At 67.4% G+C, this 19,873-nt stretch carries 21 protein-coding genes; 11 read left to right on the top strand and 10 right to left on the bottom strand.

Features of this window, described 5'->3' with window-relative positions:
- Positions 1-2 precede the first annotated feature (2 nt).
- Entirely contained in the window at positions 3-746 is a 744-nt protein-coding gene (locus WDM94_14705) for a GIDE domain-containing protein (protein MEJ0013834.1), read from the top strand.
- Positions 747-799: 53 nt separating this feature from the next.
- On the opposite strand, the gene WDM94_14700 is transcribed toward WDM94_14705, so the two are convergent.
- Genes WDM94_14700 through WDM94_14690 form a run of 3 tightly spaced genes read right to left on the bottom strand, consistent with a single transcriptional unit; the run spans position 800 to position 4,059 of the window.
- Positions 800-2,377 carry a DHA2 family efflux MFS transporter permease subunit gene (locus WDM94_14700; protein ID MEJ0013833.1) on the bottom strand — a complete coding sequence of 526 codons (1,578 nt, stop codon included), beginning with the start codon at positions 2,375-2,377 and terminating at the stop codon, positions 800-802.
- Between the two features lie 24 nt (positions 2,378-2,401).
- The gene (locus tag WDM94_14695; GenBank protein ID MEJ0013832.1) at positions 2,402-3,496 is read right to left on the bottom strand and encodes an HlyD family secretion protein; all 1,095 of its coding nucleotides are present in this window, start codon (positions 3,494-3,496) and stop codon (positions 2,402-2,404) included.
- Between the two features lie 44 nt (positions 3,497-3,540).
- Positions 3,541-4,059 carry a MarR family transcriptional regulator gene (locus WDM94_14690; protein MEJ0013831.1) on the bottom strand — a complete coding sequence of 173 codons (519 nt, stop codon included), beginning with the start codon at positions 4,057-4,059 and terminating at the stop codon, positions 3,541-3,543.
- A 206-nt stretch (positions 4,060-4,265) separates the two neighbouring features.
- Between WDM94_14690 and ileS the strand changes: the two genes are divergently transcribed.
- From ileS to WDM94_14675, 3 genes are read left to right on the top strand one after another with little or no spacing between them, the layout of a single operon-like run.
- Complete coding sequence (gene ileS, locus WDM94_14685; GenBank protein ID MEJ0013830.1) at positions 4,266-7,403, top strand: isoleucine--tRNA ligase; 3,138 nt, start codon at positions 4,266-4,268, stop codon at positions 7,401-7,403.
- A 32-nt stretch (positions 7,404-7,435) separates the two neighbouring features.
- The gene (locus WDM94_14680) at positions 7,436-7,636 is read left to right on the top strand and encodes a hypothetical protein (protein MEJ0013829.1); all 201 of its coding nucleotides are present in this window, start codon (positions 7,436-7,438) and stop codon (positions 7,634-7,636) included.
- Entirely contained in the window at positions 7,633-7,887 is a 255-nt protein-coding gene (locus WDM94_14675; GenBank protein MEJ0013828.1) for a hypothetical protein, read from the top strand. Before WDM94_14680 ends, WDM94_14675 begins: the two co-directional genes overlap by 4 nt.
- Positions 7,888-7,893: 6 nt before the next feature.
- Here the strand turns inward: WDM94_14675 and WDM94_14670 are convergent, their stop codons facing one another.
- Entirely contained in the window at positions 7,894-8,505 is a 612-nt protein-coding gene (locus WDM94_14670) for a biotin transporter BioY (protein MEJ0013827.1), read from the bottom strand.
- Positions 8,506-8,653: 148 nt separating this feature from the next.
- Here WDM94_14670 and eda point away from each other — a divergent pair, with 148 nt between their 5' ends.
- The 3 genes from eda to WDM94_14655 all read left to right on the top strand — a co-directional run bounded on the left by eda (position 8,654) and on the right by WDM94_14655 (position 11,365).
- The gene (eda, locus tag WDM94_14665; GenBank protein MEJ0013826.1) at positions 8,654-9,295 is read left to right on the top strand and encodes a bifunctional 4-hydroxy-2-oxoglutarate aldolase/2-dehydro-3-deoxy-phosphogluconate aldolase; all 642 of its coding nucleotides are present in this window, start codon (positions 8,654-8,656) and stop codon (positions 9,293-9,295) included.
- A gap of 237 nt (positions 9,296-9,532) precedes the next feature.
- A complete protein-coding gene (locus WDM94_14660; GenBank protein MEJ0013825.1) occupies positions 9,533-9,748 on the top strand; it encodes a cold-shock protein in 216 nt (71 codons plus the stop codon).
- Positions 9,749-10,531: 783 nt separating this feature from the next.
- A complete protein-coding gene (locus tag WDM94_14655; protein ID MEJ0013824.1) occupies positions 10,532-11,365 on the top strand; it encodes an alpha/beta hydrolase in 834 nt (277 codons plus the stop codon).
- Between the two features lie 154 nt (positions 11,366-11,519).
- Here the strand turns inward: WDM94_14655 and WDM94_14650 are convergent, their stop codons facing one another.
- Positions 11,520-12,719, bottom strand: a complete 1,200-nt coding sequence (locus WDM94_14650; GenBank protein MEJ0013823.1) for a pyridoxal phosphate-dependent aminotransferase — start codon at positions 12,717-12,719, stop codon at positions 11,520-11,522.
- A gap of 73 nt (positions 12,720-12,792) precedes the next feature.
- Here WDM94_14650 and WDM94_14645 point away from each other — a divergent pair, with 73 nt between their 5' ends.
- Genes WDM94_14645 through denD form a run of 4 tightly spaced genes read left to right on the top strand, consistent with a single transcriptional unit; the run spans position 12,793 to position 16,050 of the window.
- Positions 12,793-13,629, top strand: a complete 837-nt coding sequence (locus WDM94_14645) for an isocitrate lyase/phosphoenolpyruvate mutase family protein (protein ID MEJ0013822.1) — start codon at positions 12,793-12,795, stop codon at positions 13,627-13,629.
- Positions 13,626-14,321 carry a GNAT family protein gene (locus WDM94_14640; GenBank protein MEJ0013821.1) on the top strand — a complete coding sequence of 232 codons (696 nt, stop codon included), beginning with the start codon at positions 13,626-13,628 and terminating at the stop codon, positions 14,319-14,321. Before WDM94_14645 ends, WDM94_14640 begins: the two co-directional genes overlap by 4 nt.
- Complete coding sequence (locus WDM94_14635) at positions 14,318-15,070, top strand: SDR family oxidoreductase (protein ID MEJ0013820.1); 753 nt, start codon at positions 14,318-14,320, stop codon at positions 15,068-15,070. The genes WDM94_14640 and WDM94_14635 overlap by 4 nt, the downstream gene beginning before the upstream one ends.
- A complete protein-coding gene (gene denD / locus WDM94_14630; GenBank protein MEJ0013819.1) occupies positions 15,067-16,050 on the top strand; it encodes a D-erythronate dehydrogenase in 984 nt (327 codons plus the stop codon). The genes WDM94_14635 and denD overlap by 4 nt, the downstream gene beginning before the upstream one ends.
- Here the strand turns inward: denD and WDM94_14625 are convergent.
- The 5 genes from WDM94_14625 to WDM94_14605 form a co-directional block, all read right to left on the bottom strand.
- Positions 16,047-16,502: a hypothetical protein gene (locus WDM94_14625; GenBank protein ID MEJ0013818.1), complete on the bottom strand. Its 456-nt coding sequence runs from the start codon at positions 16,500-16,502 to the stop codon at positions 16,047-16,049. The two genes, denD and WDM94_14625, sit on opposite strands and share 4 nt — an antisense overlap.
- 12 nt (positions 16,503-16,514) lie before the next feature.
- The gene (locus WDM94_14620) at positions 16,515-17,453 is read right to left on the bottom strand and encodes a 2-hydroxyacid dehydrogenase (GenBank protein ID MEJ0013817.1); all 939 of its coding nucleotides are present in this window, start codon (positions 17,451-17,453) and stop codon (positions 16,515-16,517) included.
- A 14-nt stretch (positions 17,454-17,467) separates the two neighbouring features.
- A complete protein-coding gene (locus tag WDM94_14615) occupies positions 17,468-18,364 on the bottom strand; it encodes a DMT family transporter (protein MEJ0013816.1) in 897 nt (298 codons plus the stop codon).
- Positions 18,365-18,378: 14 nt separating this feature from the next.
- Positions 18,379-19,137 (bottom strand): SDR family NAD(P)-dependent oxidoreductase, encoded by a 759-nt coding sequence (locus WDM94_14610; GenBank protein MEJ0013815.1) that lies wholly within the window; start codon positions 19,135-19,137, stop codon positions 18,379-18,381.
- Positions 19,138-19,206: 69 nt separating this feature from the next.
- On the bottom strand, positions 19,207-19,692 hold the full coding sequence (locus tag WDM94_14605; GenBank protein MEJ0013814.1) for a MarR family winged helix-turn-helix transcriptional regulator: 486 nt from the start codon (positions 19,690-19,692) through the stop codon (positions 19,207-19,209).
- Positions 19,693-19,873 lie beyond the last annotated feature (181 nt).

Raw genomic sequence — 19,873 nt, 5'->3', positions numbered from 1 at the left:
CGATGAACTGGGTGGCGCTGATCTTCGCCGCGGCCGCAGCGATTGCCGCGGCGCTGTTCTGGTGGGGGCGATCGCGCACGGGCCGCGAACTGGCGCTGATGATGGCAACGCCGACCAGCAGCGTCCGCGATATTGCGCGGCTCGTGCCGGGCACGCTGGTCGAGGTGAAGGGGCAGCTCAAGACGGCGGCGCCGCTTACCGCCGAATTCTCCGGCCGCGCGTGCGTCTACTACCGTGCGCTGACCGAGCGCGAAGTCGAAAAGACGACCACCGATTCCGATGGCAAGCGCGAGACCAGCCGAGAATTCGAGACGGAGTCGGACGTCGTCCGTTTCGCGCCGGCCATGATCGAGGATGCGACCGGCGAGGTCGCGCTGGATTTCAAGGATGCCAAGGTGGAGGGCGAGCAGGTGCACCAGCGCCGCGAGGACGTAGGCCTCGGCACGTCGCTGCTGGCCAGTCTCGCCGGCGCCGGCACGACCGCGCATCGCTTCACGGAATGGATCGTCGCCGGCGGGATCCCGGTCTACGTGCTGGCAACGGTCAGCGCGTCGCACACGATCGGTGCGGACGCGGCGGGCAAGAATCCGTTCGTCATCAGCATCAAGTCGGAGGAGGAGCGTGAGAGGACGCTCGGCCGCACCAAGATGTGGCAGTCGATCGCCACGGTGATCCTTGGCCTCATCGCGCTGGCGCTGCTCTATGTCGCGCTGACCAGCGGCCCGGTTCAGACCTCGACGCCGTAGAAAAAGAAAGGGCGGCCGGAGCCGCCCTTTTGTTTCGTTCGTGCGCCGTCGCGCTAGTCGGCCATCACCACGGCCGGCTGCGGCGCCGCCATGTGGCCAGCGGCGTTGAGCTGGGGCTTCTTGTAGCGCAGCAGCAAGAGCAGCGGCACCGAGGCGAGCGTGATCAGGAACATCAGCTTGAAGTCGTCGATGTAGGCGATCATCAGCGACTGCTGCGTGATCAGCCCGTCGAGCTGTGCCGCCGTCTGGGCGCCGGCCTGGGTTGCGAGCACGCCGGGGTCGATGCCCAGGGCGAACAGGTTCGGGTTGAACGGGTTGATCCAGCTCGCCAGGTCGGCGTGGTTGGTCTGCATGTTCGAGATCAGCAGCGCGGCCATGATCGAGATGCCGATCGCCGAGCCGATGTTGCGGACCAGGTTGAACAGGCCGGAGGCTTCCGTGCGCAGGCGGAAGTCGAGCGTCTGGAAGGCGACCGTCGACAGCGGAATGAAGACGAAGCCCAGACCGAAGCCCTGGATGACGCCGGACCAGATGAGCGGACCGTTGCCCATGCCGATGGTGAAGAACGTCATCTGGTAGAGCGAGATCGAAGTCAGCGACAGACCGAACAGCACGAGCAGGCGCGGATCGATCTTGCCGACCAGCCGGCCGACGACCATCATCGAGGCCATCGTGCCGAGGCCGCGCGGGGCGAGCACCAGGCCGACGGTGATGATCGGATAGCCGAACAGGTTCTGCAGCATGGGCGGCAGCAGCGCCATAGTGGCGAGCAGCACGATGCCGACGACGAAGATGAGGACCAGCGAGGCCGAGAAGTTGCGGTCGGTGAACAGCCGCTTGTCGAGGAACGGCTCGGCATGCGTGATCGTGTGGATGAGGAACATCCACGCCGCGCCGATGCTGATCGCCATTTCGACCAGCACCTCCGGCGAGTTGAACCAATCGAGCTCGGCGCCGCGGTCGAGCATGAGCTGCAGCGCGCCGACCGCGACCGACAGGAACGCGAAGCCGGTGAAGTCGAACTTGCGGATGCGGCGCACGGTGTCGGGCATGAACAGCAGGACGCCCGCCAGCGCGGCGATGCCGACCGGCACGTTGATGTAGAACACCCAGCGCCAGTTGAAATTGTCGGTGAGGTAGGCGCCGATGGTCGGCCCGATGATCGGCGCGATCATGATGCCGGTGCCCCACAGGGCCATCGCCTGGCCCTGCTTCTCGCGCGGGTTGATGTCCATGATGACGGACTGCGACAGCGGCGCCAGCGCGGCGCCGAAGGCGCCCTGCATGACGCGGAACAGCACCATCTCTTCCAGGCCGATGGCGGTGCCGCAGAGCGCCGAGGAGGCGACGAAGCCGGCGACGCAGATCGCGAACAGCTTCTTGCGGCCGATGTTGTCGGAGAGCCAGCCGGTGATCGGCGTCGCGATCGCCTGGGCGACGATGTACGACGTCAGCACCCAGGTGATCGTGTCCTGCGCGGCGCCGAGGCTTGCCTGCATGTGCGGCAATGCGACGTTGGCGATGGTCATGTCGAGAATGACCATGATCATCGCGGCCATCACCGAGATGGTGATGAGCCCCTTGTGCTTCACTTCCTGAAACGGCAGGCCGTCGGCCCCGGTACCAGACATGGCGGTGATCTCGAGCTTGGTGTTCTAGTTAGCGGCAGTCTTGGTCGGGGCAGTCCGCAGATCGACGCTGACCGAGGCGGAGAGGCCGGTGCGCAGCGCCGGGAGATCCGTCAGCGGTTCCGTGAAGGAGACGCGCACGGGTACGCGCTGGACAACCTTCACCCAGTTGCCGGTCGCATTTTGTGCCGGGAGCAGCGAAAATTCCGAGCCGGTGCCGGCGCCGATCGAGGCAACCGTCGCCTCGAACTCGTGGCCGGGGTAGGCGTCGATGCTGATCGTGGCCTTCTGGCCGGGGACCATCTTGGTGAGGTCGGTCTCCTTGAAGTTGGCCTCGACCCACGACGAGCCGGTCTCGACCAGGCTCATCACGGCGATCGCCGGGGTGATCTGCTGGCCGACGAGCAGGCGATCGGCCTGCGCCACGACGCCGGCGGCGGGGGCCGTCACGGTCGTGTTGGCGAGATCGAGCGCCGCCTGATCGCGGCGGGCCGTCGCGGCCAGCACCATCGGGTGGTCGTCGGTCTTGATCGAAGCATCGCCGCCAAGCGCGGAGAGCGAGGATTCCTCGTGCTCCTTGGCCTGGGCGAGCGCCTGCTGGGCATTGTGCAGGTTCTGCTCCGACTGGTCGAAATCGGCCTGTGAGGAGACGCCCTTGGCGAGCAGCCCCTGGACGCGGTCGAAGCTCTTCTGGTTGAAGGCGACGTCGTCGGTCGCGGCCTGGACGGCGGCGAGCGCGGCGCTCTCGGCGGCGCGGAGCTCCTCGACCTGCAGGCGCGCCGAGGCGAGGCCGGCTTCCGCCGAGGCGAGCGCGATCTTGTACGGCGCCTGGTCGATCTGGAAGAGGACATCGCCGGCAGCGACGCTGTCGTTCTCGTGCACCGGCGCGGCGACGATGCGGCCCGACACCTGCGCGGTGACCGTGACGCGGTCCTGCTGGACGTAGGCGTTGTCGGTCGAGGCGTAGCGGCCGCCGGTCAGGTAGAAATACCCGCCGATCAGCACGAGCAGCACCGGCACCGACGCCATCAGGATGTAGCGCGTGCGGTTATTCTTCTTCGGCGGCTCTTCCGGCTTCGGCGGAACCGGCGGTTCGGCCTTCATCACCGGAGGCGGGGGCACTGCGGGACGCCCCTCGGCCGGTCGCTTGTCACCACCATCGGCACTCATGATGCAATTCCTTGCTTGATCGTTGAACGGGATTTGGCGGAAGCCTTCGGCTTCGACGCCGGTTTGGGATCGGCAAAGGGCACGACGGTCTCGGCCTTGCCGGTGAGGTTGTTGCGGACGCGGGTGAGGACCTCGGTCATCTTGTCGATCTCGGCCTCGCTGACGCCGGCGAGCGCGCCGTCGAGGCAGCTCGACGCCACCTCGCGGAACTTGGCGACCAGCGGACGGGCGCCTTCCTGCAGGTGAATGCGGTGGGCGCGGCGGTCGGCCGGGTCGGGGCGCCGCTCGATCAGTTTGGCGGCTTCCATGCGGTCGATGAGGCGGGAAAGGGTGATCGGCTCGAGGTCCATCTGCTCGGCGAGGGCGGCCTGGTTGGGCGCCTCCTCGTTGCGGAATTCCGCACGGGCGACGACCGAAAGGACGCGCCACTGGGCGCTGGTCAGGCCGACGGCCTGGGCCCGCTGGTCTATGCGATTGCGGAGCAGCCGGGCCACGTCGTGGATCAGCAGGCCCATGCCTTTCGCGGGAGGAAGGTGGTTTTGCATGCGGCGGATATAATAAGGATGCTTATTATATGCAAGCTTGCCAGATTGTCGCACCCGGTGGGACACTCAAAGGCACGCCGCGCAAGGCTTCTTTAAGTATGGCGCGGCGATGCCGATATCTGTATCGATCCCGCCCAACCCCGACCTGATGCCGCCGGACTCCCATGAATCAGCCCGTGAAGCCGACCGTTTATCCGCCCGCCGAGCCGTCCCCAAGCTTCCCGAAGCTGGAGGAGGGGATCCTCAAGCTGTGGGGCGAGGAGAAGACGTTCCAGCGCTCGATCGACCGACGGAGAGAACAGAAGGCGCCCGAGTACGTCTTCTATGACGGCCCTCCGTTCGCGAACGGCCTGCCGCACTACGGGCACATCGTCACCGGCTTCGTGAAGGATCTGGTGCCGCGCTACCAGACGATGCGCGGCAACACGGTCGAGCGGCGCTTCGGCTGGGACTGCCACGGCCTGCCGGCCGAGCTGCACTCGGAAGCCGAGCTCAAACTCTCCGGGCGCCGCGACATCCTCAAGTATGGCGTCGCGCGCTTCAACGAGCATTGCCGCTCGTCGGTCATGCAATTCCGCAACGACTGGGAATTCTACGTCAACCGCTCGGCGCGCTGGGTCGACTTCGACAACGACTACCGGACGATGGACCTGAACTACATGGAGTCGACCATGTGGGCCTTCAAACAGCTCTGGGACAAAGGGCTGGTCTACGAAGGCTTCCGCGTCGTGCCGTACTCGTGGGCGGCGCAGACGCCGCTGTCGCAGTCGGAGACGCGGCTCGACGATTCCTACCGCATGCGCCAGGACCCGGCGCTTACCGTCGGCTTCAAGCTCGACGGCGAGCCGAACACGCGGCTGGTCGCGTGGACGACGACGCCGTGGACGCTGCCCTCCAACATGGGCCTCGCGGTCAAGCCCGACGCCGACTACGCCGTGATGGAGAAGGGCGGAGCGAAGCTGATCCTTGCCGATTCCTCGCGCGAGCATTACGCGCCGGAGCTCGAGGGCTACACGCACGTCGGCACGCTCAAGGGCGCCGACCTCGTCGGCAAGACCTACGCGCCGCTGTTCCCGTTCTTCGCCGACAAGAAGAAGGAAGGTGCATTCCGCGTCGTGCCCGCCGACTTCATCGAGCTCGGCGAGGGCACCGGCGTCGTCCACATGGCGCCGGCTTTCGGTGAGGACGACCTGGCCGTAGCGCAGAAGGAGAAGCTGCCGCTGGTCGATCCGGTCGACCTCGAGGGCAACTTCACCGACGCGGCGCCGCCCTACCAGGGCAAGAACGTCTTCGTCGCCAACAAGGACGTGATCCACGACCTCAAGGCGGAGCCCGGCGTCGTCATCCGCCACGAGACCTACGACCACAACTACCCGCACTGCTGGCGCACCGATCAGCCGCTGATCTACAAGGCGATGCCGTCCTGGTACATCGCGGTGACCAAGTTCCGCGACCGCATGGTGGAGCTCAATCAGGGCATCGACTGGACGCCCGGCCACATCAAGGACGGCGTCTTCGGCAACTGGCTCGCCAACGCGCGCGACTGGAACGTCGGCCGCAACCGCTACTGGGGCGCGCCGATCCCGGTGTGGAAGTCGGACGACCCGGCCTATCCGCGCATGGATTGCTACGGCTCGCTCGATGAACTCGAGCGCGATTTCGGCGTGCGGCCGAAGGACCTCCATCGCCCGTATGTCGACGATCTGGTGCGTCCTAACCCGGACGATCCCACCGGCAAGTCGATGATGCGGCGCGTGCCGGACGTGCTCGACTGCTGGTTCGAGTCAGGCTCGATGCCGTTCTGCCAGGTGCACTACCCGTTCGAAAACAAGGACTGGTTCGACAACCATTTCCCCGGCGACTTCATCGTCGAATACGTCGGGCAGACGCGCGGCTGGTTCTACACGCTGATGGTGATGTCGACGGCGCTGTTCGACCGCGCCCCGTTCCGCCGCGCCATCTGCCACGGCATCGTGCTCGACGAGAACAAGCAGAAATTATCGAAGCGGCTGAAGAATTATCCGGACCCGGTCGCGGTCTTCAACGAGTACGGCGCCGACGCGCTGCGCTGGTACATGATGTCGTCGCCGCTGATGTCGGGCGGCGATCTCGCCATGCCCAAGGACGGCAAGGCGATCGGCGAGGCGACGCGCGCGGTGCTGCTGCCGCTGTGGAACGCGTATTCGTTCTTCACGCTCTACGCCAACATCGACGGCATCCGCGGCAAGCTGATCACGACCGCGGACGCGGAACTCGATCGCTACATCCTCGGCAAGACGGCCGAGCTGGTGCGGGGCGTGCAGGACGACATGGACCGGCTCGACCTCGCGGCGGCGTGCGATCAGCTTCCGCCGTTCATCGAGGCGCTCAACAACTGGTACATCCGCCGCTCACGCGAGCGCTTCTGGAAGAGCGAGAAGGACGCCGACAAGACCTCTGCCTACGACACGCTCTACACCGTGCTGGTCACGCTGACGCGGACGATGGCGCCGTTCCTGCCATACGTCACCGAGGTGATCCACCGCGCGCTGGTCAACGGCGAGAGCGTGCACCTGCAGGACTGGCCGGATGCGTCCAAGTTCGCGGTCGATGAGGCGCTGGTCGTGCGCATGGACATGGCGCGCGACGTCGCCTCGGCGGCGGCCTCGATCCGCACGGCCAAGAATCTGCGCAACCGCCTGCCGCTCGCCAAGGTGACGGTGGCGCATCCCGACCACGCGATCCTCAGGCCGCTCCGCGAGGTCATCGCCGAGGAGGCGAACGTCAAGGAGGTCGTGCTCACCGACAACCCGTCGCAGTTCGGTGCCGAGGTGCTGGTGGTCAACCCGCGCATCGTCGGCAAGCGGGTCGGCGGCGCGATGAAGGACATCCTCGCGGCGGCGAAGGGCGGCAACTGGCGGCGGATCGACAATGGCGCGGTCGAGGTGGTGAACCACCGCATCGAGGCTGGCGAATACGAGGTGCGCTTCCAGGCGCGGCAGGGACTCGACGCGACCAGCTTCGACGGCAACGCCGGCGTCGTGGTGCTCGACACCCACGTCACGCCGGAGCTCGAACGCGAGGGCCTTGCCCGCGACTTCATCCGCCTGGTGCAGGTCGCCCGCAAGGACGCCGGGTTCAATGTTTCGGATCGCATCGCGATCGAAACGAAGGCCGGGCCGGTGGGCGCGATCGCGCTCGAAGCTTTCGCCGATACGATCCAGCGCGAGACACTGGCCGTGTCGCTGACGCAGTCCGGGGCGCCGGCGGGAACGGTGTCGGAGGCGAAGCTCGGCGATGAGGCGATCACGCTTGGGGTGAGGGTGGCGCGGTAGCCGCGTCGCGTCGTCGGAGGTATGATCGTCCCATGACGAAGGTTCAGGAAATCGAGAAGGCGATCTCGGCGCTGGCTCCGACGGAGCTCGCCGAGTTTCGCGCTTGGTATGAGGCGTTCGACGCGGAGCGCTTTGACGCCCGGATTGCGCGCGATGCCGCCGACGGCAAACTCGATCAGCTCGCCGAGGCTGCCCTTGCAGATTTCAAAACCGGCCGCACGCGCGATTTATGAGGCACGTCGCCAGCCGCGCCTTCTGGAAGGCGTACGATGCATTGCCTCTCCCGGCGCGCGAACTGGCCGACAAGACATTCGAGCGCCTGAAGGACGATCCCGATCATCCCTCGCTCCATTTGAAACGCGTCGGCAAGTATCGGTCAGCACGCGTCGGACTGCGCTATCGGGCGCTGGCCGTCGAGATTGACGGCGGATTGTTGTGGTTCTGGATCGGGACGCACAGTGAGTACGACGTCCTGATCCGCTGAAACCGGCTACCGCTTCCCGACCAATCCCCACACCGCCGGCACCAGCGCGGCGGCGAGTGCAATCTTCAGCAGGTCGCCCAACAGGAACGGCGCGGCGCCGTTGGCCCAGGCGGCGGAGAAGCCGATGCCGGTCTTGCTGCCGAGATGTGCGAAGGCGGCGAGCCAGGTGACGCCCAACGCAAACACCACGGCGTCGGCGACGATCATCGCGCCGAACAGGCGGAAGGGCGACCTGTCCCAGCCGCGGTCGGCGGCGTAGCCGACGATGAGGGCGAGCAGCACGAAGCCGGCGAGGAAGCCGCCGGTGGCGCCGAGGAAATACAGCGGCCCGGCGACGGCGGGCGGCGTCGCGGTGAAGACCGGCAGGCCGGCGAGGCCTTCGCCCAGATATGCCAGCACGGTGAGCGTGCCAAGGCGCAGGCCGTAAGCGGCGGCGATCGCCATCACTGCCAGCGTCTGCAGCGTCATCGGCACAGGATAGAACGGCACCGAGATCTTGGCCGAGAGGTAGAGGACGAGCGTGCCGGCGAGGACCAGCGCCACTTCCTGCAGGGTGCGGCTGCCGCGCGAGGAGAGAAGCGAGGGCGCCAGCGCGGCGCCATGGGAATTCGTCTGCACGGATTTGCCCCCGTTCGGCACGTTGATTTCCAGGCGAAGCTATAGGGAAAATTGCGCTCCCCGACAAGGCGAGCGGCTGTGCACCGCTTCCCGAAAAGACCTTGTCGCCGGCTTGGGCTCCGCTACAACACCGCCCATGGCCGACATGATTGACGATCGCAACCGCCGCCTGACGGCGATACTCACCGCCGCGCCCGTGGTGCCGGTGATCACCATCGAGGATCGTGACACCGCGGTGCCGCTCGCCCGCGCGCTGGTCGAGGGCGGGCTCACCGCGCTGGAGATAACGCTGCGCACCGCCGCCGCGCTCGACTCGATCCGCGCCATCATCGGCGAGGTGCCGGGCGCCAACGTCGGCGCCGGCACGGTGGTCGATGCCGGGCAATACGCGACCGTGGCCAAGCTCGGGGTCAAGTTCGTGGTCAGCCCCGGCGCCACCCCGGCGCTGCTCGCGGCCGCCGCGGACTCGGCCGTGCCGTATCTGCCGGGCGTCGCCACGGCCGGGGAGGCGATGGCGCTGTTCGACGCCGGCTACCGCACGTTGAAATTTTTTCCGGCCGAGCAAGCGGGGGGTGCAGCCTACCTGAAGGCGCTGTCGGCACCGCTGCCGGCTATCCGCTTCTGCCCCACCGGTGGTGTGAGCCTCGTCAACGCACCCACATACCTTGGGTTGCCGAATGTTATCTGCGTCGGCGGCTCATGGGTGGCCCCCGCCGCGGCGGTGGCAAAAGGGGACTGGGCGGCTGTCACAAAGCTGGCACGCGAGGCTGTGACGCTCGTCTCACCATGACGTGAAATACTGGGAATTGCCTTGCAATTCTTGCGTAAAACAGCCATATGACGGCCGTTCGGGCACTACATCCCGGAGACTGGAAAACGGCGCGAGGGCGAATTCCTCGCTGGTTCTGTGTAAAACCGGACCGTCAAGATAAGACGCTTGGTTCCTTTCCCCGAAAGAAAGATGCCGCGGAACGCGGGTTGTAAAGAAACACCCGCGTCACACTAACGGGAGAAGGAATCCCATACTATGGCTCGCCAAACTGGCACCGTGAAGTTCTTCAATTCGTCCAAAGGCTTCGGCTTCATCACCCCGCAGGGCGGCTCCAAGGACGTGTTCGTCCACGTGAGCGCGCTCGAGCAGGCCGGCATCAGCCATCTCACCGATGGCCAGCAGGTCTCCTTCGAGGTTGAGCCGGACCGCATGGGCAAGGGCCCGAAGGCCGTCAAGCTCGAGCTCATCTAGCTCCGGTCTTCCCGCGCTCCGGCGCGGGTCCAAAAATAAAGCGACGCCGCCGGCAGCAATTGCCGGCGGCGTTTCTGTTTATTGGACATGACGAAAAGCGATCAGGTCAGGACGCTTCACGCACTACGCCACCATGCCCCATGAATCAGAAAGGCGTCGCTTGGGTTGCCCCACACGACGCCTCCCTGATCAGTTCGCTTGGCCGTCGATTGCACGTGCTCCAAAGTTGGCCTCAGAAGCACAAGCGCCGTCGACCGCGAGCCGATGCGTGATGTCGCTCCGCATCCCGGTTGCCCGGGAACCTTAGCGCAATCACCCGAGTACGGCCTTGCGACCGGCCCGGACCACCCTTTGCGAACCCGCGATACCGCCTCGCGGCAGCTTCGCGTGAACTTTCCAGGCGGCGCCGCGGGGCATCCGGTTCCTCGGGCTTGCACCCGACCACCGGCGCGGTCCGCGTAAGAACCAGTCTCGGACGTTCGGTTTGCCCTTCCGAACTCGGCCAGTTCCTTGCGGTGATCAGACTGTGCGCGAACGCCGCCCTGGGCGAAAGCGCGAAGGGGCGCGGCTGGGATGAGTGGGGATATTGGGGAGGCAGCGAAGATTCGGACTCGCTTTTGCCGCGCCGTTCGGCCAGCCGCGAAAGATGAGTCGAGTGAGTCGCTTGGCGCGAAGTCTTCACCATGTACGGTGAGAGCGGCGCAAGGAGATCGCGAGTCGCGAGAATCACTTGGCGGAAGTTGCTAAGGTGATCCGGCGGGCGGGGACAAGGATACTTCCGGCTTGCGATCCATCCTCCTGTTTCTGCTGCTGTTGCTCGTCGTTGCCGGCGCAGTCACCGCGTTGTGGCCGCTCCGTGTCCTCTCCGCCGTCACCGGCCATCGCGGCATGGCGCTCCGCGCCAACGTCGCCTTCGGTCCGCTGCCGCAGCAGACGCTCGACGTCTACACGCCCGACGACGTCGCGGCCGATGCGCCGGTGGTGGTCTTCTTCCACGGCGGCTCGTGGGAGATCGGCGACAAGGACGAGTACGGCTTCGTCGCCGATGCGCTGCGGAGCGCAGGCTACGTCGTGGTCGTGCCCAACTACCGCATGAGCCCGCAGGTGACGTTCCCCGCCTTCGTCGATGACGGCGCCGCCGCGGTCGCGTGGGTCGCGGCGAACCTGCCGGGCCGGCCGCTGTTTCTGATCGGCCATTCGGCCGGCGGCCACATCGTGGCGCTGCTCAATCTCGATGAGCGGTATCTGGCCGGGAAGGGCATGCGCATCGCCGGCACCATCGGGCTGTCGGGACCTTACGATTTCCTGCCGCTGACGGAGGAGCGCTACAAGCGCGTCTTCCCGGAGGCGACGCGCGACCAGAGCCAGCCGATCAATTTCGTCGATGGCAGCGAGCCGCCGATGCTGCTGGTCACCGGCGATGCGGATACCACGGTCGATCCCGGCAACACGACCCGGCTGGCGGCGGCGATTACCGCCAGGGGCGGGCGGGTCACGGTCAAGGTTTATCCCGGCGTCGGGCATCTCGGCACGATGACGGCGCTGGCGCGGGTGCTGCTCTACCGGAAGCCGCCGGAGATTGCGGATATCGTGGCGTTCGTAAACGCCAACCGATGATCGTGCTTCGCTGGACGGGGAGGGAGGCGACGCTGGTGCCACCCCACAATTGTCATCCCCGCGAAGGCGGGGATCCGGTAGACACCGGCGGTGCGTGTCGGCAACTGGCGGCGGCGTTTACCGGGTCCCCGCCTTCGCGGGGACGACAGTGGAGCTACGAATTCCGCGTCGCCAGAAACTCGCCGATGCGCGCCACCGCCCGCCGGATGTTCTCCGCCGAGTTGGCATACGACAGCCGCAGATATCCCTCGCCGAGAATGCCGAAGTCGGGACCGCCGATGGTGGCGACACCGGCCTGCTCGAGCAACTGGGAGGCCAGCGCCTTCGCCTTGAAGCCGGTCTTGCCGATGTTGGGGAAGGCGTAGAACGCGCCCTTCGGCATGATGCACGAGAAGCCGGGCAGGCGGTTGACCTCCTCGACCACGATCTTCCGCCGCTTGTCGAACTCCGCCACCATCGCGTTCACTGAATCCTGCGGCCCGGTGAGCGCCGCGAGCCCGGCGTGCTGCGCCGGCGCGTTGACGCAGCTCCACGCGTTCACCGCCAGCTTGCGGATGTGGGCCATCAGCGGCTCCGGCCACACCGAATAGCCCATGCGCCAGCCGGTCATGGCGTAGGTCTTCGACCAGCCGTCGAGCAGGATGACGCGGTCGCGGATCTCCGGGTACGACATGAGCGAGACGTGCGGCAGGCCGTCGTACGTCATCTGGCCGTAGATCTCGTCGGAGAGGATCGCGACGTCGGGGAAGCGGGCGAGGCCTGCGACCAGCGCGTCGATCTCGGCCTTCGGCGTGACGCCGCCGGTCGGGTTTGCCGGCGAGTTCAAAATGATGAGCCGGGTTTGCGGCGTGATCAGCGCCAGCGTCTCCTCGGCCGAGAAGGCGAAGCCGTTCGCCTCGCGGATGGGAATCGGAATCGGCCGGGCGCCGGTGTACTCGATCATCGAGCGATAGATCGGGAAGCCGGGGTCGGGATAAAGAATATCGGCGCCGGGCTCGCCGAACATCAGGATCGCGGCGAACATCGTCACCTTGCCGCCCGGCACGATGGCGACCTGGTCGGGCGACACCGTCACGCCGACGCGGCGGTGGATGTCGGCGACGACGGCCTCGCGCAGCACCTTGATGCCGGTCGCCGGCGTGTAGCCGTGGTGGCCGTCGCGCAGCGCCTTCACCGCCGCCTCGACGATGTGCTCAGGCGTGCGGAAATCGGGCTGGCCGATGCCGAGATTGATGATGTCGCGCCCCTCGGCGGCAAGCTCGGTGGCGCGCGCCAGAACGGCGAACGCATTCTCCTCGCCGATCCGGTCGAAGCCGGCGATGGTGTGGAACACGGGCGATTCCCTAGATTGCATTCCAGTTTGATTTCGCAGGAACAATAGGCGCATAAAACCGCCCAAAATAAAACCTTCCGGAAGCGCCCACCCCTTGCCGACCGTCGCCGAAAAACGCCGCACGTTCCGCGCGCTCCACGAGAGCGGCTGCTTCGTCATGCCCAACCCGTGGGACGTCGGCTCGGCGCGCTATCTGCAGAGCCTCGGCTTCAAGGCGCTGGCGACGACCTCGAGCGGCGCCGGCTGGAGCCTCGGCTACGCCGACGGCGCCGTGCCGATCGACGCGATGCTCGAGCACATCCGTACCATCGCGGCGGCGAGCGACGTGCCGGTCAACGCCGACTACCTCGCCGGCTTCGCGGTCGAGCCGGAGCAGCTCGGCATCAACGTCATCCGCTGCGTCGCCACCGGCGTCGCCGGCCTGTCGATCGAGGATGCCACGGCCGACGTGCCGGTGCTGGATTTCGATCTCGCGGTGGCGCGCATCGCGGCGGCACGCGCGGCGATCGACGCCACCGGCGGCGACACGCTGCTCGTCGCCCGCTCCGAGGTTTTCTTCTCCGATCACGCCGAGCCGCTGAAGGAGGCGATCCGCCGCCTCAAGGCATTCGCCGCGGCGGGCGCCGATTGCCTTTACGCGCCGGGCGCCGCGACGCGCGACGATATCCGCGCACTGGTCGAGGCGGTGGCGCCGAAGCCGTTCAACGTGCTGGTCGGCGGCCCCAGCGAACTCACCGTCGCCGATCTTGCCGCGCTGGGTGTCCGCCGCATCAGCACCGGCGGCGCGCTGGCGCGGGCGGCGTGGGGCGGCTTCCAAGCAGCCGCGGCCGAAATCGCGGAGAAGGGCAGCTTCGCCGGCCTGAAGAATGCCGCGCCGGGCCGTGCGCTCAACGACCTGTTCGCCGCCAATGCCGGCCGGAGGGCAAAATGATGCCGCAGCCGCTTGGCCCCGCCGTCGACACGACGCCGTCCGATCGTCCGGGGCCGGTGACGCTCACCGGCCGCTACGCTCAGGTCGAGAAGCTCGACCCGAAGCGCCACGCCGAGGGGTTGTGGCGCGTGCTGAAGGACGACGATCGCGTCTGGGCCTATCTGCCGTACGGCCCGTTCAAGGATCGCGCGACCTTCGAAGATTGGCTCGACGAGCGCGCCGTGTCGCTCGACCCGTATTTCTACGCCGTCGTCGACAGGGCGACGGGCGCGCCGGTCGGCCAGTTCGCGCTCATGGAAATCCGTCCGGCGATGCGCGTCATCGAGGTCGGCAACGTGCTTTATTCGCCGGCTTTGCAGCGCACGCCGGCGGCGACCGAGGCGCAGTATCTGCTGGCGCGCTACGCGCTCGATACGCTCGCCTACCGCCGCTACGAGTGGAAGTGCAATGCGCTCAACGCGCCGTCGCGCCGCGCCGCCGAGCGCTTCGGCTTCACCTTCGAGGGCATCTTTCGCCAACACATGATCGTCAAGGGCGCCAATCGCGACACCGCCTGGTACGCGATGATCGACGAAGACTGGCCGGCGATCCGCGCCGCCTTCGAGACCTGGCTCAACCCTGAAAATTTCGACGCCGACGGCCAGCAGCGCGTCAGCCTCGCGGACCTGATGAAGAAGAGAGCGACACCATGAACCGACTGAAGGGCAAGCGTGCATTTCTAACGGCGGCGGGCGCCGGCATCGGCCGCGCGACGGCGCTGATGTTTGCCGCAGAGGGCGCCGAGGTCATCGCCACCGATCTCAAGCTGCCGCTGCTTGCCGATCTCAAGGACCACGGCGTCGCCGAGACCTATTCGCTCGACGTGCGCGACACCAAGGCGGTGCGGGCGCTCGCCGACAAGGTCGGCACGGTCGATATTCTCTTCAACTGCGCAGGCTTCGTGCATCACGGCACCGCACTCACCACGAGCGACGAGGACTGGGACTTCTCCTTCGATATCAACGTCAAGGCGATGCACCGCGCGATCGGCGCGTTCCTGCCCGCGATGCTGAAGAAGGGCGCCGGGTCGATCGTCAACATCTCGTCGGGCGCCTCGTCGGTGCGCGGCATCCCCAACCGCTACGTCTACGGCGCGTCGAAGGCGGCGATCATCGGCCTGACGAAATCCGTCGCCGCCGATTTCATCCGCCAGGGCATCCGCTGCAACGCGATCTGCCCGGGCACGGTGCAGTCGCCGTCGCTGGACGGGCGCATCGCCGAGCAGGCCAAGGCGACCGGCAAGCCGGAGAGCGAGATCCGCCAGGCGTTCATCGACCGCCAGCCGATGGGTCGCCTCGGCACCGCCGAGGAGATCGCGGCGCTGGCGGTCTTCCTCGCCTCCGACGAAGCCGCCTATTGCACCGGCCAGCTCTATCTCGCCGACGGCGGCTTCGCGCTTTGACGCGCGTCCTGGTCATCGGCGCCGCCGGCATGATCGGCGCGAAGCTGACCGCTCGCCTGATCGCCGATGGCACGTTGGCCGGCAAGCCGATCGAGGCCCTCGACATCGTCGACGTCGTGCCGCCGACCGCGCCGGACGGCGTGCCGTTTGCGATCGAGCGCCGCGCCATCGACCTGACGGTGCCGGGCAACGCCGACGTGGTGATCGCGCCGCGGCCGGACGTCATCTTCCATCTCGCGGCGATCGTGTCGGGCGAGGCGGAGGCCGATTTCGACAAGGGCTACCGCGTCAACCTCGACGGCGCGCGCTACCTGTTCGACGCCATCCGCAAGGTCGGCGGCTACGTGCCGCGCGTCGTATTCACCTCGTCGATCGCGGTGTTCGGGGCGCCGTTTCCGGACGCCATCGCCGACGATTTTTTCGAGACGCCGCTCACCTCGTACGGCACGCAGAAGGCGATCGGCGAGCTGCTGCTCTCGGACTATACCCGCCGCGGCTTCATGGACGGCATCGGCATCCGCCTGCCGACGATCTGCGTCAGGCCCGGCAAGCCCAACAAGGCGGCGTCCGGCTTCTTCTCCGGCATCATCCGCGAGCCGCTGGCGGGGCTGGAGGCCGTGCTGCCGGTGCCGGAGACCGTGCGCCACTGGCACGCCAGCCCGCGCTCCGCTGTCGGCTTCCTGCTGCACGCCGCCGGCCTCGACGGCGCCAAGCTGGGGGCGCGGCGCAATCTTTCGATGCCGGGCGTCTCGGCGACGGTCGGCGAGCAGATCGCGGCGCTCCGCAAGGTCGCCGGCGACAAGGTCGCGGCGCGCATTCGCCGCGAGCCCGACGCCACGATCATGAAGATCGTCGACGGCTGGCCGCGCAATTTCGCGCCGGAGCGCGCGCTGGCGCTGGGCTTCCGCGCCGAGGCGAACTTCGAGGAAATCATCCGCATCCACATCGCCGACGAACGCGGCGGGACGTGGGTGGCCTAGCCGGCAGGTGCCTCCGCGATCACCCGCGCCGCATCGGTCAGCGGACTTCCCTTGTCGCGCAGCAGCCGCAAGACCTCGGCGAGCGCCGCCCTGCCGCCGGTATTGCCGACAAAGCGGAAGTTCGAGTCGGTGAACGACAGGACCACCGCGGCCCGTCCCCATCCGGTCACGGCGTCGACGCCCGCGATGCCTGAGTAGGCCACTGACGTGCGCTTCAGCACGCGATATTCGATGCGGTCGTCGTAGAGCAGCAGCAGCGGATTGAAGTTGTTGTGGCTGCCCAAGAGGCCGAAGCCCTTGCGCGACCCATAGGCGGCCCTGAGCGGCACGCGGATGCCTCCGTCCGTCTGTCGCGCCGGTCCGCCCTGGCCGCGGAGCGCGAAGACGAACACCGCCGCGACGATGACGACGACCGCGAAGGAGGCGACGCTGACAACGAGGCTAACGTCCACTGGCGGCCCCCGTTATTTCCTGCGCGGCCACGGCGTCTCCGGCACCGGCGTCAGCGGCCGGCCCTGGTCGAACCAGCTCGTCAGGTTGTCGAGTACCAGCTGGCCCATGCCGTCGCGCGTGTGCACGGAGGCGGAGCCAACGTGGGGCAGCAGCACCGCGTTGGGCAGCGCCATCAGCTCGGCCGGCACGCGCGGCTCGTCGGCGAAGACGTCGAGGCCGGCGGCGCGGATGGTGCCGTCCTTGAGTGCGGCGATCAGCGCCGGCTCATCGACCGACATGCCGCGGCCGATGTTGACCAGGATGCCGTCCGGCCCCAGCGCCTTCAGCACGTCGGCGTTGACGATGTTGCGGGTTGCCGCCGTGCCGGGCAGCACCATGACGAGAGTATCGACGTCCCTGGCCATGGCGATCAGGTCGGCGTAGTGGCGGTAGGCGACGTCGTCGCGTTTCGTGCGCGAGTGGTAGACGACCGGCACAGCCATGGCGTCCAGCCGCCGGGCGATGGCGAGGCCGATGCGCCCGAGGCCGAGGATGCCGACGGTGCGGTTGCGCATGGTCGCCTTGGTCAGCGGGTAGGGCTTCTCGGTCCACTTGCCGGCGCGGAGGTAGCGTTCGGCGGCGGAAAATTCGCGCACCGTCATGAGCAGCAGGCCGAGCGCGGTATCGGCGACTTCCTCGGTCAGCACGTTTGGCGTGTTGGTGACGACGATGCCGCGGTCGGCCGCGGCGGCGGTGTCGACGCCGTCGTAGCCGACGCCGAAGTTGGCGACGATCTCGAGCTTGGGCAGCTTCGCGATCAGCGCGCGGTCGACGGTGAAGCGGCCGCCGCCGGCGATGCCGCGGACCGCGGCGATGTCCTCGTTCGCCCGCCGGACGGCGAAGCGCTCGCTTAGTTTCCGCTCGGTGGTGGGCGGGATGGTGCCAGCGTACAGAATCTCGATCTTGTCCACGTTCAGAAGCTCCTTCAGCGGTCGCGGTGCACACGCTCGCGATAGACGATGTAAAGCCCGCTGGCGATGATGACGAGGGCGCCGGCGAGCGTCGAGAGGTCGGGGACGGTGTCGAATACCAGGTAGCCGGCGACCGCCATCGACAGAAGCTGCACATACGAGAATGGCGCCAGCACCGTGGCGGGGGCCCGGCGGTTGGCGAGGATGAGGAACCAGTGCCCGACGGCGCTGGCGACGCCGGTCATGACGAGGGCGCCGAGCACGCGCCAGTCGCCCGGCAGCACCCACACCGTCGGCAGCGTCGGGGTCAGCGCGACGGCGGAGAGGAGCGAGCCGTAGACCAGCATGCCGGCCGCCGATTCGGTGGCGCTGAGCAGGCGCGTCGTCAGGCCGTAGCCGGCGTAGCAGAAGGCGGCGGCGACGGAATAGAGGACCGCCGGCTGGAAGGCGCCGGCCTCCGGGTGGACGACGATGACGACGCCGATGAAGCCGACGACGATCGCCGCCCAGCGATGCACGCCCGCCCACTCGCCGAGTATCGGCCCGGCGAGGGCGGTGACGATGAGCGGCGAGGCGAAGGTGATCGAAACCGTCTGGGTGAGCGGCAGGTACTGCAGCGCGATGAAGTTCAGCACCGTCGAGCCCAGCAGGAACACCGCCCGCAGTCCCTGCACGACGGGGCGGCGCGAAACGTAGTCGGCCGGGTGCTTCCACGGCTGCAGCAACGCGATCGACAGGACGACGGACAGCGCGTAGCGGAACCACGCGATCTCCAGCGTCGGCACGCCGTGGAGGGCGGCAAACTTCGCCGACGTATCGAGCAGCGTGAAGGTCGTGACCGCGATGCAGAACAGGCCGATGCCGACCAGCCGCTCGGCGGATTCATGCTCGGTAAGCGGGGCATGCGGCATGTCGGCGAGGCGGCTCAGTAGGTGGCGCGGCCGCCGGAGATGTCGAAGGTGGCGCCGGTGGTAAAGGAGCACTCCGCCGATACCATGAAAGCGACCATGTCGGCGATCTCTTCCACCTTGACCGTCCGGCCGCGCGGAATTTTGGACAGCATGTAGGCGAGATGTTCCCCGCTCACCTGCTCGGCGACCATCTTGGTCATCGCGGTCACCGGGGTGATGGCGTTGACCGATATGTCGCTGCCGGCCAGTTCCTTGCCGAGCGACTTGGTGAGCGCGATGATGCCGGCCTTCGACGCCGAATAAGCCGAGGCGTTGGGGTTGCCCTCCTTGCCGGCGATCGAGGCGACGTTGGCGATGCGGCCGTAGTTGCGTTCCACCATGCCGGGCACGAGCGCGCGGCAGCAGAGGAATGTGCCGCGGAGGTTGACGCGGATCACGGCGTCCCACGAGTCGATCGGGTAGTTTACCAGCGTAGCGTTGACCCCGTTGATGCCGGCATTGTTGACGAGGATATCGACCTTGCCGAACGCACGGAGCGTCGCGTCGCGGGCGGCGTCGACCGCGGCCTCGTCGCCGACGTCGACCTGAAAGGCGGCGACCTCGCCCTTCGCGGCGAGTTCGGCCGCCGTCGCCTCGGCGGTCGTCTTGTCCCAGTCCCAGATCGCCACCGTGGCGCCGCCGGCGATGAGCCGCTCGGTCACGGCGCGCCCGATACCCTGGCCGCCGCCGGTGACGACGGCGACGCGGTCGGTGAAATCGAACTGAGTTGGCATGGGAGGCTCGGGCGGACGGCGGAGGTGGGCGCGATGCTAGTCCGCCACGCCGACGTTCGGCAAATCGGCTTAGACGGCGTCGTCCTCGACGTCGATCTCGTCGTCCTCGGGGATGCGCCCGGCGCGCTTGCCGCCCAGGTTGCGCTCGACCTGGCGCAGCAGCTTGCGCAGGCGCTTGCGGTCCTTGTCCTCGATGTCGGCGAGGGCCGTCTTCTCGATCCGCTTCCACACCTTGTCGATGGTGGCGATGGCGCGGCGGCCGCGCTCGGTCAGGAACACCTCGGCCTGGCGACCGTCGCCGGAGGAGGCGCGGCGCTCGACGTAATCCTGCGCGGCAAGCCGGCTGATCATTTTGGTGATAGTCGGGGGCTGGACGCCCAAGGCCGCGGCGATGTCGCTCATCGACATGCCGTCCTCGGCCGACAGCGACTTCAGCAGGCTTTCCTGTCCGGAATGAAGGCCGATCCGCGAAAGCTGGCCGCCGGCGCGCACCCGATAGGCGTGCGCCGCCTGGGACAGTCGATGGGTAACCGTGCGGCGATGATCGAAGCCCATGTTAGTGAGCAGGCTAAGGGGGGTCGATGTCGGCTGTATGACAACCGGTTCGCTGGCGTGGGGGGAGGAGAGACACCCCTCCCCAAACGGCCTTCGGCCGTTTGACCCTCCCGCGAGGGGAGGGTTCGCCTTGCTGCCCGACCCAGACTCCACTTGAGCCCACCCCTTGCGGGAGGGCCAA

This window comes from Bauldia sp., assembly GCA_037200845.1.
In the GTDB taxonomy this organism is placed as follows: Bacteria; Pseudomonadota; Alphaproteobacteria; order Rhizobiales; family Kaistiaceae; genus DASZQY01.
The sequence above is the reverse complement of the archived record's forward strand: the minus strand, read 5'-3'. Positions and strand labels throughout refer to the sequence as shown.

Bases quoted from the DNA above. Each gene is read 5' to 3' on its own strand.
- WDM94_14705 (MEJ0013834.1), top strand. From the start codon at position 3: ATGAACTGGGTGGCGCTGATCTTCGCCGCGGCCGCAGCGATTGCCGCG.
- WDM94_14700 (MEJ0013833.1), bottom strand. From the start codon at position 2,377: ATGTCTGGTACCGGGGCCGACGGCCTGCCGTTTCAGGAAGTGAAGCAC.
- WDM94_14690 (MEJ0013831.1), bottom strand. From the start codon at position 4,059: ATGGGCCTGCTGATCCACGACGTGGCCCGGCTGCTCCGCAATCGCATA.
- WDM94_14680 (MEJ0013829.1), top strand. From the start codon at position 7,436: ATGACGAAGGTTCAGGAAATCGAGAAGGCGATCTCGGCGCTGGCTCCG.
- WDM94_14675 (MEJ0013828.1), top strand. From the start codon at position 7,633: ATGAGGCACGTCGCCAGCCGCGCCTTCTGGAAGGCGTACGATGCATTG.
- WDM94_14660 (MEJ0013825.1), top strand. From the start codon at position 9,533: ATGGCTCGCCAAACTGGCACCGTGAAGTTCTTCAATTCGTCCAAAGGC.
- WDM94_14650 (MEJ0013823.1), bottom strand. From the start codon at position 12,719: ATGCAATCTAGGGAATCGCCCGTGTTCCACACCATCGCCGGCTTCGAC.
- WDM94_14640 (MEJ0013821.1), top strand. From the start codon at position 13,626: ATGATGCCGCAGCCGCTTGGCCCCGCCGTCGACACGACGCCGTCCGAT.
- WDM94_14635 (MEJ0013820.1), top strand. From the start codon at position 14,318: ATGAACCGACTGAAGGGCAAGCGTGCATTTCTAACGGCGGCGGGCGCC.
- WDM94_14615 (MEJ0013816.1), bottom strand. From the start codon at position 18,364: ATGCCGCATGCCCCGCTTACCGAGCATGAATCCGCCGAGCGGCTGGTC.
- WDM94_14610 (MEJ0013815.1), bottom strand. From the start codon at position 19,137: ATGCCAACTCAGTTCGATTTCACCGACCGCGTCGCCGTCGTCACCGGC.
- WDM94_14605 (MEJ0013814.1), bottom strand. From the start codon at position 19,692: ATGGGCTTCGATCATCGCCGCACGGTTACCCATCGACTGTCCCAGGCG.